The 15,489-nt window shown below is 50.4% G+C and carries 18 protein-coding genes; 12 read left to right on the forward strand and 6 right to left on the reverse strand.

Going from position 1 to position 15,489, the window contains the following annotated elements; genetic code table 11:
• Positions 1–55 precede the first annotated feature (55 nt).
• The 3 genes from HMPREF3178_RS00290 to HMPREF3178_RS00295 all read left to right on the forward strand — a co-directional run bounded on the left by HMPREF3178_RS00290 (position 56) and on the right by HMPREF3178_RS00295 (position 2,640).
• A complete protein-coding gene (locus tag HMPREF3178_RS00290) occupies positions 56–961 on the forward strand; it encodes a LysR family transcriptional regulator (protein WP_016807762.1) in 906 nt (301 codons plus the stop codon).
• Positions 962–1,628: 667 nt separating this feature from the next.
• Positions 1,629–1,817: a cold shock small protein YmcF gene (locus HMPREF3178_RS29235; protein WP_004101558.1), complete on the forward strand. Its 189-nt coding sequence runs from the start codon at positions 1,629–1,631 to the stop codon at positions 1,815–1,817.
• A 259-nt stretch (positions 1,818–2,076) separates the two neighbouring features.
• Positions 2,077–2,640, forward strand: a complete 564-nt coding sequence (locus HMPREF3178_RS00295) for a YagU family protein (RefSeq protein ID WP_004112567.1) — start codon at positions 2,077–2,079, stop codon at positions 2,638–2,640.
• 54 nt (positions 2,641–2,694) lie between these two features.
• On the opposite strand, the gene HMPREF3178_RS00300 is transcribed toward HMPREF3178_RS00295, so the two are convergent.
• Positions 2,695–3,009: a PTS sugar transporter subunit IIB gene (locus HMPREF3178_RS00300; RefSeq protein ID WP_017146020.1), complete on the reverse strand. Its 315-nt coding sequence runs from the start codon at positions 3,007–3,009 to the stop codon at positions 2,695–2,697.
• A 235-nt stretch (positions 3,010–3,244) separates the two neighbouring features.
• On the opposite strand from HMPREF3178_RS00300, the gene HMPREF3178_RS32140 reads away from it, so the two are divergent.
• Positions 3,245–3,370 (forward strand): hypothetical protein, encoded by a 126-nt coding sequence (locus HMPREF3178_RS32140; RefSeq protein WP_259655761.1) that lies wholly within the window; start codon positions 3,245–3,247, stop codon positions 3,368–3,370.
• Between the two features lie 163 nt (positions 3,371–3,533).
• On the opposite strand, the gene HMPREF3178_RS00310 is transcribed toward HMPREF3178_RS32140, so the two are convergent.
• On the reverse strand, positions 3,534–3,728 hold the full coding sequence (locus HMPREF3178_RS00310) for a hypothetical protein (RefSeq protein ID WP_004101565.1): 195 nt from the start codon (positions 3,726–3,728) through the stop codon (positions 3,534–3,536).
• A gap of 284 nt (positions 3,729–4,012) precedes the next feature.
• Between HMPREF3178_RS00310 and umuD the strand changes: the two genes are divergently transcribed.
• Together umuD and umuC are read left to right on the forward strand one after the other, a co-directional pair.
• Positions 4,013–4,435 (forward strand): translesion error-prone DNA polymerase V autoproteolytic subunit, encoded by a 423-nt coding sequence (umuD, locus tag HMPREF3178_RS00315; protein ID WP_017146019.1) that lies wholly within the window; start codon positions 4,013–4,015, stop codon positions 4,433–4,435.
• Positions 4,435–5,700, forward strand: a complete 1,266-nt coding sequence (umuC, locus tag HMPREF3178_RS00320; RefSeq protein ID WP_004112576.1) for a translesion error-prone DNA polymerase V subunit UmuC — start codon at positions 4,435–4,437, stop codon at positions 5,698–5,700. The genes umuD and umuC overlap by 1 nt, the downstream gene beginning before the upstream one ends.
• A gap of 163 nt (positions 5,701–5,863) precedes the next feature.
• Here umuC and HMPREF3178_RS00325 read toward each other — a convergent pair whose 3' ends face one another.
• From HMPREF3178_RS00325 to HMPREF3178_RS00340, 4 genes are all read right to left on the reverse strand, one after another.
• A complete protein-coding gene (locus HMPREF3178_RS00325) occupies positions 5,864–6,931 on the reverse strand; it encodes an oxidoreductase (protein ID WP_017146018.1) in 1,068 nt (355 codons plus the stop codon).
• A gap of 13 nt (positions 6,932–6,944) precedes the next feature.
• Positions 6,945–7,691: a DeoR/GlpR family DNA-binding transcription regulator gene (locus HMPREF3178_RS00330; protein WP_017146017.1), complete on the reverse strand. Its 747-nt coding sequence runs from the start codon at positions 7,689–7,691 to the stop codon at positions 6,945–6,947.
• Positions 7,692–7,860: 169 nt separating this feature from the next.
• A complete protein-coding gene (locus HMPREF3178_RS00335) occupies positions 7,861–8,397 on the reverse strand; it encodes a winged helix-turn-helix transcriptional regulator (protein ID WP_017146015.1) in 537 nt (178 codons plus the stop codon).
• Between the two features lie 178 nt (positions 8,398–8,575).
• Positions 8,576–9,205 (reverse strand): winged helix-turn-helix transcriptional regulator, encoded by a 630-nt coding sequence (locus tag HMPREF3178_RS00340; protein WP_017146014.1) that lies wholly within the window; start codon positions 9,203–9,205, stop codon positions 8,576–8,578.
• Positions 9,206–9,622: 417 nt separating this feature from the next.
• Between HMPREF3178_RS00340 and HMPREF3178_RS00345 the strand changes: the two genes are divergently transcribed.
• The 6 genes from HMPREF3178_RS00345 (at position 9,623) to HMPREF3178_RS00370 (ending at position 15,470) form a co-directional block, all read left to right on the forward strand.
• On the forward strand, positions 9,623–10,153 hold the full coding sequence (locus HMPREF3178_RS00345) for a fimbrial protein (RefSeq protein ID WP_004101580.1): 531 nt from the start codon (positions 9,623–9,625) through the stop codon (positions 10,151–10,153).
• Positions 10,154–10,208: 55 nt separating this feature from the next.
• Positions 10,209–10,880, forward strand: a complete 672-nt coding sequence (locus tag HMPREF3178_RS00350; protein ID WP_004101582.1) for a fimbrial biogenesis chaperone — start codon at positions 10,209–10,211, stop codon at positions 10,878–10,880.
• Positions 10,881–10,943: 63 nt separating this feature from the next.
• Positions 10,944–13,475, forward strand: coding sequence for a fimbria/pilus outer membrane usher protein (locus HMPREF3178_RS00355; protein ID WP_017146013.1), 2,532 nt, complete (start codon positions 10,944–10,946; stop codon positions 13,473–13,475).
• Between the two features lie 30 nt (positions 13,476–13,505).
• Positions 13,506–14,438, forward strand: coding sequence for a fimbrial protein (locus tag HMPREF3178_RS00360; RefSeq protein WP_004101587.1), 933 nt, complete (start codon positions 13,506–13,508; stop codon positions 14,436–14,438).
• Between the two features lie 8 nt (positions 14,439–14,446).
• Positions 14,447–14,965: a fimbrial protein gene (locus tag HMPREF3178_RS00365; protein ID WP_004112585.1), complete on the forward strand. Its 519-nt coding sequence runs from the start codon at positions 14,447–14,449 to the stop codon at positions 14,963–14,965.
• 118 nt (positions 14,966–15,083) lie between these two features.
• Positions 15,084–15,470 (forward strand): hypothetical protein, encoded by a 387-nt coding sequence (locus HMPREF3178_RS00370; protein WP_017146011.1) that lies wholly within the window; start codon positions 15,084–15,086, stop codon positions 15,468–15,470.
• Positions 15,471–15,489: the final 19 nt, after the last annotated feature.

Below are 15,489 nucleotides of genomic sequence, written 5' to 3' on the forward strand. Positions count from 1 at the left end.
ACATTGGGTTAAACTGTTCGCAAATATGGAACAATCGCGTGGGTGAAGGGGCAAAATGGATAAGCTGGAATCAATGCAGGTCTATGTTTGCGTGGTGGATTCACACGGGTTCGCCAGAGCGGCTGAAGTGCTGGGGCTGCCTCGCTCAACGGTATCGCGGGTGATTAAAGAGCTTGAAGCATACCTGGGAATTCAGCTTTTACAGCGTACCACCCGTAAGCTTAGCGTGACGGTAGACGGCCGCAGTTATTATACAGAGTGCAAAAGGCTTCTGGCTGAGATCGCCACCCTGGAGTCCTCTTTCCCCGGTAGATTTGCGCAGCCCAGAGGACGCTTTAAAGTGGGTATGCCGCAGTCCCTTGCCCGACATTGTATTATCCCAGGGCTGCCGGAATTTCTGCAGCAGTATCCCGGTCTGGATATCACGATTTGTTCAAGTGATGACGTAGAAGATATTATTCAGGAAGGGTATGACTGCGCGATACGAACGGGCAGAATCGACGATTCGACCACTTTGGTTGCCCGACCGCTTGCCAGCTTTCGCTGGGCGATTCTCGCATCTCCAGACTATATTGCCGCTCATGGTCGGCCGGAAACTCTTGACCAACTGGAACAGCATCGCGCCGTTGGCTACCTGAACCACCGTACCGGTCGGAGTATCGAGTGGCATTTTTCGCTTGCTGAGGGGGATTATGCCCTTCGCATGAAAGAGACGCTGGTCGTCGACGATACGGATGCCTACATTCAGGCCGGAATACAAGGGTTTGGGCTCATTCGGGTTGCCAGCTATCTGGCTATGCCGTACCTGCGCAGCGGCGCGCTGGTCTCCTGTCTGGAGAACTTCTCTTCTGCTTTGCCCCTTTCGCTGGTTTATCCGCAAAACAGATACCTTCCTCCTTCGGTACGGGCGTTCTATGCGTGGAGCAAAGCGCTGTTACAGCAGGCGGTCACTGACGAATAATCGCTATCCATGGCGTTAATATTCGGGCCATTAAGCCGCGATTATGTGAGCGCCGTAACCTTGCTTCCGCCACGCGAGCAAAATAAAACTTGCTATCAAACTACTTTTGTGCGATCAATAGATGGTTGATTTACTCCACAGATCCAGTAATGAAACGAGTAGTAAAGCAGTTCTCATCTCAAGCGTTATCCATCGATAATCCTTCTTTAGAGTCTCCTTTTCGTTATTAATTAATTCTGTGAAGCAAATAGTGTTAAGTTTTTTGAACCTGCGACAACGATGACGGTCTAAGCCCGAGTAGACAAGTTCAGAAGCTGACGCGAACGGTGATAGCAAAAGTGGTAGTTTTAGTACCGCCGTTTAGCGTGAAAAAGTGCAAAAGAGATATCGCTGTCCTGAAAGCACGCAACTTTTTATTGAAATTTACCGAACATTACGTGCCCTGAGGGCAAATTAAGCAAACAACAACATTAAAAAATCGCTGGTGCAGTAATAGAGCTCAATCTGGACTAAGCTTCAGAGGTATCTATCAGAAGTAATGACAATGAGTCATTGTTATTCTCAACCATTCAGAGCAGCGCGTTGACGCTGTAACAGAAAGCCGGGAAGGTGATTTCTGTGAATGTTCCTGCGGTAGAGAATGTTGTAGCAAAAAGAGGCTAACATCATGATTGACCACATTCATTTCAGGTGCCCATGCTGTCATGGGTCACAGTACAGAACATCGACTTACGATGTGTCTGAAAAAAATCCGTTTGGCGCGAAATGCATTTTTTGTAAATCGGCAATGATTACATTCGATAATATCGCCCCGCATATTGCCAGAAACTCGGCATCGCTCGAGTTACGGAAGTAACCTGGCGGCCCTGAAAGGGGCCATTAATCTTAAATTATTCAATATTGTCACCCTTTTGTCACTAAGCTGCCTGCGGGCGGCTTTTTTGTGTAAAAAAATCGCTTACGATTCGCAGGCGAAAGCATTATGGCCATAATTACAGTACATAACTGGTAGCACCGGCATCCGGAAAAGTGTGATCTTGATCAATGTTGCCTGCCCGTAATGCCATTAAAAATGAGATAAGAAAAATAAATGTAATGGATTAATGGTGATTAATATGGCGATTAAAGAGTTTTTTATTCAGACACAACCGGAAAGGCGCCGTTATGGCGTAGCGCTATTTGTCGGGGTGGTTGCAGGGATTATGTCTGCGTTCGTTAAATGGGGTGCGGAAGTTCCTTTACCCCCTCGAACCTTTTCCGGTGGCAGGGATGAGTTTAATCCGCCGTATCTTTTCTTGCGCGACTATCTGGGAATTGACCCCACGCATACGGTATATACTTTTTCCGAGCATATCATTAATCCGGTTATGGTGACGCATATTATATTCTCTCTGGTGTTTGCGGTGGGATATTGCGTTGTTGCTGAAATCTTTCCGAAAGTCAAATTATGGCAGGGGGCGTGGGCAGGGATTGTTGCTACCATTGCCGTTCACTGGATCTCATTTCCGTTACTGGGCCTGACGCCTTCCTTATTGAATATTCCTGCAGATGAGTATATTTCGGAGTTAGTGGGGCATATTTTTTGGTTCTGGGCGATTGAGATGATTCGTCGCGACCTTCGCAACCGCATTACTCACCAGCCTGACGCCGAAGTGCCTCTGGATGCGCCCTTCAGATAATTGGCTCCGCAGGAACCCGTGTGTCCACGGGTTCTTGTGGCCAGGACTTTCAGACTAAACCAGAGCACGCGGCATTGTATTCAGCGCGAAATTGAGGATCTTTTCGCCATCAAATGTAGCGTAGGGCAAGCTTTCAATAACAGCAATTTCTTGAGGTAAATGCAACGCAGCAATAAATTCGGCAATTTTATACTGAATATGTGGCGCGATCAGAACGCCATCAACGGCGGGGGCGATGCTAAAGAAGTTTTCAACCCCAACGGCGCTGATTAAGCGATCGCATTGTCGGTCATCGGCTATTTTTTGCATCCTTCGGGCAATAATACCTGCCGTTTCGCCGAACAGACAGCAGATTAGTCGTTTTTTCACGTTTTAACCCTCGGTGAGTAACCGTAGCTATCTTATTCCTCTGTGATTATCGAAAATGCGCGCTGCATTAATTTTTCACGGCAATTTATGCAGATATTTCTTGTGTCTGAAAACATCACAGATACATCAATCGACGGCCTCTGTGACGCTGTGAATGGCAGGATGGTTAACGCGCAGACTACTTTATTTTCCGTGAAATTACGAAGCGATCGCCAACTCGCGTAAGCTTTGCTCCATGTGTACAGTACTCAATAGCAAAATTAAAGAACTCATCGGAGTCGAGCTCGAAATCCAGTTCTATTTTAACGGTATCGTCGGACTGCAGAAGCTGCTTTGCCTGTTCCAGATTGCTGGCTTTTAACATGGCCATCTCTTCACCTCGTTTTAGCGCTGGTGGGATCCGGGGTTTAGCTTACAGCCTTTATTTTACGTTACCGTGACATGACTATTGCCTGAACTTCTGCCGTTTGCCCACGGAAATCATCGCTATGGCTGAGCCGATAGCGATGATATTAAGTACATTCTCAATCAACGTTATTGAAGTAGTCCCGTGCCGCCGCCTCAACGTTCTTTGCATCAATGCCCGTTTTCTCGGTGATAGAAGCAACAAACGGTTTGAACTTCTCCGTCATCACATGGCCGCCATCCCAGTGGGCAACATAAAAGCGGCACTGATAACGATAAAAGTGGAGAGTCTTATCTCCTAACGTGTAATACATATGAATCTCCAGTTCAGTATGTCGGGTGGACAACAGCAGGTTATGTGCAAAGAGCGCATCTACGGATTCTATCCTCCTCCCAAATTGAGGAAATTTCCAGCGCGCAGTGCAAAACCATCTGGAATACGTAGGTCCGGGAGTGGCCTGCCTGCGGCAGTCATGGTCTCAGGCAGAATATTACGTCTTTTTATGTTTTCGCCTCAATGTCTTCCGGGCGGCTTGATAAACTCGGCTGAAAAATTAATACTGTATATAAATACAGTATTGGTGTGGGAGGATCTATTATGATGTTCAGTAAACCGGCTGAAATACGTGAAATCTTGTCTATTCCGATGTTTAGCGACCTTGTGTCGTGCGGCTTTCCCAGCCCGGCGCAGGATTACATCGAGAAGGGGATAGACCTCAATGAGCTTTGTATCAGCCATCCTGCGGCAACCTATTTTGTTATGGCGACCGGCATGTCGATGGTGGATGCCGGCATTTATGAAGGTACGTTGCTGGTGGTGGATCGCGGCCTGAAGGCGAAGCATGGTGATATCATCATTGCCGCTATCGGCGGCGAATACACGGTTAAACGCCTGTGTACGCACCCTACGATGCAACTGCTGCCGATGAATCCGGACTTTCCGCCGATTGTGCTGCACAACGACGGTGAAGAGCTGGAGATTTTTGGCGTAGTCACTTTCAGCATCAACAGGCTGCGCTGATGTTTGCTCTGGTCGATGTGAATTCATTTTATGCCAGCTGTGAAATGGTCTTTCGTCCTGATTTACGTGGGCGCCCCGTGGTGGTGTTGAGCAATAACGACGGCTGTGTAATCGCGAGGAATCACGAGGCTAAACTGCTGGAGATCCCGATGGGCGCGCCGTATTTCAAAATGAAATCACAGTTTGAGCGTCATCAGGTGGCGGTATTTAGCAGCAACTATGCGCTTTATGGCGATATGTCCCAGCGCGTTATGACCCTTCTTGAGGAGCTGTCTCCCGCGGTGTATCAATATTCCATTGATGAAGCGTTTGTGAATCTCAGCGGCATCCATCGCACTGAGGAGCTTGAAGCATTCGGGCGCCACGTGCGAAGTACGCTGCTGCAGTGTACAGGATTGACGGTCGGGGTCGGGATCGGGCCGACGAAAACGCTGGCCAAGCTGGCTAATTATGCGGCCAAAAGATGGCCAAAATTCGAGGGTGTTGTCGATCTCTCTTTACAAGCCAGGCAGAGGAAACTGTTGGCGAAGGTTGCCGTCGGCGAAATCTGGGGGGTGGGGCGGCGCATGGCGAAAAAGCTGAATGATATGGGAATTACCACGGCCCTTGAACTTGCCGAAATGCCCGCTTCCCTCATCAGAAAACATTTCAGCGTGGTGATGGAACGCACCGTGCGTGAGCTACGAGGTGAGTCCTGCCTTGAACCTGAAGAGTATATGCCCACGAAACAGCAAATCATTAGTTCGCGTTCATTCAGTCAGAAGGTAAGCGAATATGGGCCGATGCGCGAAGCCATATGCAGCCATGCGGTACGCGCGGCGGAAAGGCTGCGCGCGCAGCATCAGTATTGCCGCTATGTTTCGGTATTCCTGAAAACCAGTCCTTTCGCCGGCAATGACGTCTATTACGGTAACGATGCCGGGACAGAAATTCACATTCCGACTCAGGATAGCCGGGATATCGTTGCCGCGGCGGTAAAATGCCTGGAGACTATCTGGCGGGAGGGACACCGATATCAAAAGTGCGGTGTGATGCTGGGTGATTTCTTTAGCCGGGGCGTGGCCCAGTTAGGCCTGTTTGATGACTATCGCCCGCGCGCCAACAGCGAACAGCTGATGGAGGTGCTTGATTTTGTGAATCGGCGTGAAAAAGGTCGGCTCTGGTTTGCCGGGCAGGGGATTACGCGTAGCTGGGAGATGAAACGGCACAGGCTGTCTCCAGCCTACACCACCCGGTTCAGCGACCTGCTGCGGGTCAAACTGTAAGCCAGTATGAACGGGCGCTTTATTCGCTGCCGCACGCTGTCGCCAACAAGCCCTCTCGGATACCCCGGTCAGCGTAACGCCGGGAGCGAGCGAAGAGAACTTTCCCGGAACCGATGCAGGCGCACCGACCCGGGAATCCGCCATCAGACAGCTAGCGCAGCGCTTACTTCAGACCTGCCAGTTCCTCTGCGGTCAGCGCTAAGGTTTGCGTCGTTCCGCTCTCGGCCGATTTTACCGCGGCTTCCAGCACAGCCATTACCGCCAGCGCCTCTAACGGCGATACCGGATTGTTGATTTTGCCGGTCAGCGCGTCGCGGACGTGAATATAGTACTGGCGCTGATCCCCTTGCGGGGCGCTGATTTCACGTGACTGCAGGTCTGCATCATACAGGACCAGACTATCGTCGTCTTGGCCCCACTCCTGGCTCCCCGGCGTCACCCCCGCCAGCAGCTGGCTCTCCTGCCGATCAGCGCGCTGTTTAACGACGCTGCCTTTATCGCCATGAACGGTAAAGCGCGCCACCCCACCTGCCACCAGCATGCTGCAGTGCAGAACGACTTTATGTTGCGGATAGTTGAGGACCACATGCGCCCAGTCGTTGATTTCCGCGCCTTCACGCAGGGTAGCGATATTTCCCTGGACCGACTGAGGCAGACCGAATAGCTGTAGCGTCTGGTCGATCAGGTGCGGACCTAAATCAAACCACAGGCCGCTTCCCGGTACGTTCTGCTCCCGCCAGCGGACACGTACTTCCGGGCGGAATCGGTCGAAATGGGACTCAAAATGTTTCACTTTGCCGATAAGCCCTTGTTCGATAACCTGCTTCACTCCCAGATAGTCGCTATCCCAGCGACGGTTATGGAACACCGACAGCACCCGCTGTTTTTCCTCCGCCAGCGCAATCAGTTCGCGGGCCTCCTGCATATCCAGGGTAAACGGTTTATCGACGACGACATGTTTACCGGAATTTAAAGCCAGACGGGCAAGGGGAGCGTGCGTCGCGTTAGGCGAGGCGATGACGACCAGATCGACTTCCGGATGCTGAATCGCCGCTTCAGGCGATGCGATGACGGTGACGTCCGGCAGGTCGCGTTTGACTTTCTCTTCATCGCGCGAGGCGACAATCGCCAGATTCAGGCCTTCGACGGACTGAATCAGCGGCGCATGGAAAGTCTTGCCGACGAAGCCGTAGCCAATCAGGGCAATATTAATAGTCTTAGCGTTACTCATAAGCATCTCCGCGTTATTTAGTCTCAGCGATATTAAGTTGTGTTGAGCCGTTGTCCTGCAATTCTTTCCATGGCCGGTCGAGAAAGAGCTGATGGATGTCGGCGAGCCCGGCAACCAGCCAGGGCTCGCAGTGATTCAGTTTCAGATGATCGGCGACCAGCCAGTGTTCTGCGCTGGCCGCCAGCATGGCGCGCTTGACTTCAGCATCCGCTTCCTGACTGGCGCTAAGGCCGAGGTCGGCGTGGAGTGCGCAGGCGCCGAGGATCGCGATATCCGCCCGATAGCGTTCCAGCAGAGATACCGTCGCGTTTCCGGCAAACAGGCGCTGCTGTCGGTCCCATTTTCCACCCAGTAAAATCAGCTCAATATCCGCGCGATCGCTGAAGTGTTGTGCAATATCCAATGAGGTGGTGATGATCGTCATCGGGCCCTGTATCCAGGCGGCGACGGCCAGCACGGTGCTACCCGCATCAAGAAACAGCGTCGATCCGCCGGGGATCTTCTCCGCCACCATTTTCCCGATCCGCTGCTTGGTATCCGCCAGCAGCGTATTGCGGTTCTGGCGATTCATTATCGAGAGATTAAGCGCGATAGCGCCGCCGTGGTTTTTCTGGGCAAGCCCCTGTTTTTCAAGGTCGCTAAGATCGCGGCGCAGCGTATCCGCAGATACCTGCAGTTTATCAACCAGTTCGCTGATGGTGACCTGGCCTTTTTCACTAAGGATATCAATGAGGTATTTTTGTCTGGCCGTTTTATGCACTATTATGACCCCGCAAAATGCTGCAATAACTCGCATAATACAGCATTTTGCGCAAAAAGAAATCGGCAGCATCGGCGGTCTGGCGCTAACGATGCAGCTGCCGCGTTTTGTCCCGGCGAATAATAATCCTTCGCGTAGTCCAGATCGGGCTGAGTAACGGCTGCGGTATTTAAAATCGGGTAGGTAGGTGGTGTATGGCCAGGAGTTTGCCATTTTCCAGCTGGATATAGTGACCTTTTTTTAATTCGGCGAGCATTTTCATAATACTGCTGCGTGATAACCGAGTACGGTCAAGAATATACTGATAGGCGGCTGTACTGGCGCGGATTTCGTCGGGTTCCTGAATCAGCATCAGCAACTGATAACGCAAAATATCAAAGCTGGTGGGCGCCGTCAGCATCTCGTTATAAATGAAAATTTTATTTGTCACAAACATAACGTGTTTAGCAACCAGGTCCCAAATCTGCTTTTCTTCGACTATCGCCATCACCTGTTCATAGGGAAGCGTAGCGATTTCAGATTCAGCCATCGTACGCAAATGAAGGTGTTCCGACAGTGGAACGGTAAAACCCAACGCCAGCGGGGCGGAAAGAATGCCGAGGGAGAAGGCATCTTCATTGCGCACGATCAGCACACTGCCTTTACGCACGAAGTGGCATAAAGGTTGCGATCCACGGCGGAAAAAAAGTTTGCTGCTTTTTTCCATAGGCGGTAATCCTCATCGTGGGTTATCGCGGCAAGCAGAGGCGTCAGATGAGGTGACGGTACTTTGATATCGATATGACGATCGCGCGCAGCCATAGAACATTCTGTTTAATCTGCCATGACATTAAATCTAGCAGAAGATAGTCGTTGGGCAACAGGACACAAGTTTGGCGTAACTTTCAGTATTTCAACGGGATTCCATGTTTGATCTGCAACAAAATCCCGCGTTCGGTGGTGATATAACTGCCTTTTTTTAGTTCGGCAAGGATTTTCATAATGCTGCTGCGAGAGAGAAATGTCCGCGACTGGATATAGTTTGCCGCAGTAATGCTCTGCCGAATCTCAGCGGACTCCTGCATCAGCTCATATAATTGTGAACGGATAATCGCGTATGAGCTTGGTGCGGAAATGCGGGTACAGTGATCGTAAACGCGTCCGGCAGTATAAATAAGTAAATGCGCGAGGCTTTCCCACAGGTCTTTTTCGGCAATAATGGTATTGGCGGTAAATAAAGACAGGCTGGCGATACGAGAAGGCTCCATCGTTTGCATATAAAGATAGTCGGCTGCGGCCAGCTGATTGCTTAGGCCAAAAACGTAAGGCGCGGACTCTGAGTTCATCATAAAACCATCCCGGGTGCGAAAAAGCGCAATACTGCCGGAGAGCAGTAAGTAACATTTACGAGAACTATCATTCTCGTAGTTAATTTTTTGTCTGGGATGTGTTTCAAATATGTTAGACCCGGGCTTGAGGTGAGTAATAAGATTTTCAATATGCGACGTTGGTTTGAAAGATAAAGCCCCATACATACTTGTTTTCACTGTGTTTATACTATCAGACACGTTTTTATATCTCCAAAAGAATAGCCTGGCATCAATGTGCTGATTCAACTGAGAGTGAAATTATGAGCCAACCGCTAGCGGAGAGTGAATATCTCAGGCGGTGTAAAATTACACCGAAAAATCACTTGAGATAATGGGTGGGTTTATATCAAAATTTAAATCAGGAGCAATGAGGTTGGTTTTTTAATATCACTATTTGTACAGGGCAATATCGCCTGAATGCAGATTTTAATACAAGTATGTTCTTGTGCATTGCCTCCGGCAGGATAATTTATTGTCTAAACAAATGATGAAGCAATGGAACGTCTGCGAAATGATGACGGGCGAATTTGATGCCATGTTTTTATCCGCGGAACGAGAGTAAATTAATTAAGGAGTATCAAAATGAATAATAAAATAATCATGGCGACATTTGCTATCAGCGCCGCTCTGTCGGCGGCAGGCGCTCACGCTGCTGATGGCACCATTAACTTTACCGGTGAAATTCTTGACCAGGCCTGCACCGTAGATATCGGCAGTAATAATACGATGACGGTCGATTTGGGCCGCGTGGCGCGCACCTCATTCCAGAGCACAGGAGATGAGTCTGACGCAACTAAATTCACGATTAAGCTGATTAACTGCCCGGCGAGCGTTAACTCAGCGAAGGTGAAATTTGATGGTGCCAATGACTTAAACAATAGCGATCTTTTAGCTATTACCCAGGGGCCGGCTGCGGCAAGCGGCGTCGCTATTAAGCTGATGACGGCGGATAAAAGTTTGCAAGGGCTAAATCAGGTCAATAGCTATAGCTACCCGTTGGTCACCACGGCTGATAACAATCTTGATTTTTATGCCTCTTATCAGGCGACTCAGGCAGTTGTTACTGCCGGTCCGGCAAATGCGGTTGCCAACTTTACCGTTAACTACAACTAATTTTTGAACGTTAATCAGGGCCACTGCTCGGCCCTGATTATCGCTGGAGTGTGCAATGAAGTTTTTTACCGCAATGGCGACGATGGCGCTTTTAACCCTTACTTCAACATCTTACGCGGGGGTGATTATCGGCGGGACGCGGGTGATCTATGCGGGTGATAAAAAAGAGGCTTCATTGAGCGTGACCAATCCCGACGGCCTGGCTTATCTCATCCAGTCCTGGGTCGAACCTTCAATACCGGGTGGGAATAAAGCCCCTTTTATTATTACGCCGCCGCTTTATCGGCTGGATAAAAATCAGCAGAACGTGATGCGTATTATTCTGGCCGGACAGTTATCTCAAGATCGCGAATCAATGTACTGGCTAAACATTAAATCTATTCCGTCGGTGACGCCTCGGGATAATACTTTACAGGTGGCCGTGAAAACACGAATAAAGCTGATTTATCGTCCCGCGGCGCTGAAACAAAGTAGTCCTGAAGAACAGGCGGATAAACTCAGATGGCAGCGAACGGGCGATCGACTTCAGGTCACCAATCCCACTCCGTACTATATGAATTTTAATGAAATAAAAGTGGGAACAGTAAAGATAGACGATGTGACATTCGTCGCGCCAGGTGCAACCCGTTCATACGCTGTTCCCTCAGGCGGAACCTCTACGCCAGTTGCATTTAAGCTCATTAATGACTATGGCGGAATTGGGGTAATACATAACGTCATGCCGTAAACAAAGGATTAAGGCGATAGCGACAGAATAACAATAAAAACTATCGTAATGGAGTGAATGCTTATGAAAGCACAAAAGCGAAAGCCGGAGCATTATCCAGCATACCTGGTGGTTGGCGTGACGCTGTTATTCTCCGTTATGGGAAATGACGCGCAGGGCCGTGATTTTTTTAATCCGGCGCTGCTTGAAATTGATAACCCCGAAATGAAAGGGGCCGACCTTTCAGCTTTTGAAAACGGCGCTCAGGCACCGGGTACTTATCATGTCGATGTGATTATAAATGACAAGGTGGTTGATGCGCGGGATATCGTCTTTTATGCCGTTGAGCGCCAGGGCGGAGTGCCAGAACTAAAACCTTGCCTGACGGTGGACCTGCTACAGAGCTATGGGGTGAAAACGGCGCAATTTGCCGCCTTATCCGGCACCGGGAAATGTGCGGATCTCTCCGCTATCCCGCAGGCAACGTCCGAATTTCTGTTTAGCACGCAAAAATTGCGATTAAGTATTCCGCAAGCTGCGCTTTCACCGGTAGCACGAGGTTATGTCCCCCCGGAACGTTGGGACGAAGGTATTAACGCTGTCATGCTGAACTATATGCTTAGCGGAGCCAACGATTGGGGGCGCCATCAGGACGAAAAGAGCAGCAGTCAATATGCCAACCTGCGTCCGGGCATAAATTTGGGACCGTGGCGGCTGCGTCACTACTCCACCTGGAATCGTGATAGCCAGGGGGAAGAGAAGTGGGAGACGATTTACAGCTACGCGCAGCGCAATATTATTGCGTTAAAAGCTCAGCTGACGCTAGGCGACAGTACGGCGCCAGCGGATATTTTCGATAGTATGCCTTTTCGCGGCGGCCAGCTTGCGTCTGATGATGACATGCTGCCGGAGTCGATGCGCGGCTATGCCCCGGTGGTTCGCGGGATAGCAAGATCGCATGCGCAGATCGTTATTCGCCAGAATGGTTATGTTATATACCAGGACTACGTAGCTCCCGGCGCATTTGAAATTAATGATATGTATCCCACCGGCGGTTCCGGGGATCTGAACGTGATCATTAAAGAAGCCGATGGCAGCGAGCAAAATTTTATTGTTCCCTATGCTTCGTTACCGATTCTGCAACGCGAAGGACGATTAAAATATGCCCTGACGGCCGGCCAGTACCGCTCCTGGGACCGCCGCGTCGATAAAACTCCCTTTGGCCAGATGACGGGTATTTTGGGGGCAGGCGGTGGGTTCACGCTATATGGCGGCTTTCAGGAATCAGCCAAATATCAGTCAATTGCCGGCGGCTTAGGAAGAAACCTCGGCGATATCGGCGCGCTCTCCAGCGATGTGACGCAGGCCTGGTCGCATCCTCAGGGGGAGAAGAAACAGGCCGGACAATCGTGGCGCATACGCTACAGCAAAAATATGCTCGCCACCGGCACCAATTTCGCTATTGCGGGATATCGCTACTCTACCGGCGGTTACTACGCTATGCAGGAAACGCTGGACTCGTGGGGGAATCCCGGCGCGGTGAACGAACATCGGCGCAACAGAATGGAGATGACGCTGAGTCAGGCGCTGGGTGAGCGCGCAGGGTCATTAATGATGAGTGCGATCCGTGAAGATTACTGGCATGCCAGTCGCTCAGCCTCATCGCTGAGCGCCGGTTATAACAACGCCTGGCAAGGGATTAGCTACGGCATTAACTGGACGCGAAGTCAAAATGGCGGAGCATCGGGTGGACAAAACCGCAGTACAGGGAGCGCCGAACAGCTTATTTCACTGAATATCAGCGTTCCGTTGCCGCGTCTGGCCAGCAATACCTGGGCAAATTATGCCCTGAATAGCAGCAAGAGCGGCGGTGCGACCCATTCCGTCGGAATAAACGGCATTGCCCTGGAAGGCAATTCGCTGAACTGGAGCGTTCAGCAGGGGTATGGTTCCGGAGGCGACGGATACAGCGGCAGCGCGAATGCAGATTATCGAGGCACCTATGGTGAACTGACGAGCGGCTACAGTTATGACAGAAATAGCGAGCGGCTGAGCTATGGCCTGGCGGGCGGGGTTCTGGCGCATGCCGACGGCATCACGTTCTCGCAACCGTTGGGTGAAACGAATGTGCTGGTAAAAGCTCCTGGCGCCTCCGGCGTCGACATTAATAATCAGAATGGCGCGAAGACCGATTTTCGCGGCTATACCGTAACGAATAATGTATCACCCTATCGTAAAAACGATATTGGCCTGAATACGACGACCTTACCGGAGAATGTCGATTTGGCGATTACCAATAAAACGGTTATTCCGACGCGGGGAGCGGTGGTCCGCGCCGATTATATTGCTAATGTGGGTTTGCGGGCGCTGTTAACGCTAAAACAGAATAATCAACAGCCGGTGCCATTTGGCGCGCTGGTTAATCTGATGGGTAATGAAGGGCGCAGCGCTATCGTCGATGAGGCAGGTCACGTCTATTTAACCGGCATGCCGCCGCAGGGAACCTTAGACGTTGCCTGGGGCCAGAAAAACTCGCAGCGCTGTCAGGTGGATTATTCTCTGGCTGCAGATAATAGCATTAGCGGAATTAGCATGGCGCAGTTTACCTGTCGCTAGCGTTATTTTTTCAAGCACAAGAGTACTTCTATGAGAAAGTTTATATCTCTCATTATTTTAATGTTGAGTTTAACGGCTGGCTGCTGTTCCGCGGTGACCTGTGAGGTATTACTGGCGCAGATCAATACCGTTGGTTTTGGTACGGTGAATGTTCAACGCGATATCCCGGTAGGGGCGACTATCGCTTCTACCGTCTCCCCGGGCTATGCGCAAGCTGCCATTACTTCGGATAATGGAGAGTCTTGCCCCGGAAATTATTCCATGGTGTATTTGTCGGGTATTGAATCGCCAGTCAGCGGCGTTTATCAAACCAACCTTGAAGGGGTAGGGATCAAAGTAAATGGCATGCCCGGAGATTTTAGCTTACCTCCGGTAACCGCAAACTACATTTTTTACCTGGGATATTATACGGTGTCGCTGGTGAAAACCGGAAATATCACCTCCGGACAATTAACGCCAGGGTTAATTGCTCAGGCGTGGTTTGGTTCTCCTGGCAATTATTTTACCAAAATCTCCCTGGACGCCAGTTCACAGGTAAATGTGCTTAGCTGCTCTATTTCGAGCCAGGTATTGAGTTTTGATCTCGGCAGCGTAAGCGCGGCCGAGTTTGGGTCTGCTGCGGGTTTTTCGCCTCCGCACACGGACACGCAGAATTTGGGACTTAATTGCAACGCCGGAGCAAATATCCATATACAACTCCAGGGGACGCAGAATCCGGACGCCAGCGGCGACCGCAGCGTGCTGGCGTTAACCGGCCAGGGCAGCGAGACCGTTGCGGATGGCGTTGGCGTTCAGCTGCTTTATAACAATGCGCCAGTGCAGCTGAATAATCGCCTGATGCTAAAGCAATCCTCGGGCGGCCTGGAAAGTTTGCCGATTACGGCTCGTTATTATCAGACCAAGCCGGTGGTTAAAGCCGGCGAAGCTAACGCGACCGCAACTCTGGATATGACTTATCAATAGGAGAGGCAATGATCGCCAAATTACATGATTTATGTCTGGTTCTGGTATTGTTTTCCGCTCCGCTACTGGCCGGCGATGTGGTTTCGTTGAATATCAAGGGTAAAATAGTTGCCGCCCCCTGCCAGATCAGCAGCGATAGTGTTGCAAGAACAATTTCCTTGACCGATTCGCAGGGTATCCGGGCGTCTTCTCTCTATACGCCTGGCTCCGCGACGGAGTGGGTACCCTTTGATTTTAATATTGAACGCTGTCCCGCGGGAACGACAACGGCCACGATGCAGTTTTCCGGTAATGCTGATAACGCTGGCCCGGACGATCTTTATCAGAATAGCGGTAGCGCAGGCAATATTGCCATACAGCTACAAACGGCAGAAGGGCAGCCTTTAGGTAAGGATAAAACGGTAAGCGGGACGATTGTGAATAATCAATATCGCTACCGCCTGCGCGCGCGGGCATTCAGCCCGCGAGGTGGTGTTACGCCCGGTACGATTAATGCAGTTGTCACCGTGACCTTTACCTGGCAATAAAAGGAAGTACCATGCTTTTCTGTACGCTATTTTGTAAATCGGCGATCGCCGTAATTTTGCTGGCGACTATCGTCTGGCTGATGCTTGATATACTATCACCGGGTATCCAGGGGCTATCGTGACCATGCTGAATGTCATTTATAAAAATGATAATAATTTTTTTAAATTAGGTTTTAACGCTCTGCTGGAGAGTTTATTCCCTGCGGCTATGTTTAGCTCGTTGGCAGTGAATAAAATATATAAGGGGAAAGATACCGCAACCGATATTATGGTGCTGAGTTTATGCCGCGGGGAGGAGTACATTTGTCATCCCGAGTTACAGCATCGCCGGGGAGGCATCCTTATTGGCCTGGTAGGTAAGCAGTTCCGCTGGCGCGGAGGGATCTTGCCCTCATGCCTGAAGGAGATGATATTTATTCAGCAGGATGAGAAAATTTACCGGATGATTGCGCAAATTAAGCGGGCCCGGATGCAGGAGGCGACTCCCTCGATGAGGCTTTGTTGAATAAATCGAACTTTTGCTG

The sequence above is a fragment of the Klebsiella sp. HMSC09D12 genome (assembly GCF_001808475.1).
GTDB classification, from domain to species: Bacteria; Pseudomonadota; Gammaproteobacteria; order Enterobacterales; family Enterobacteriaceae; genus Klebsiella; species Klebsiella oxytoca.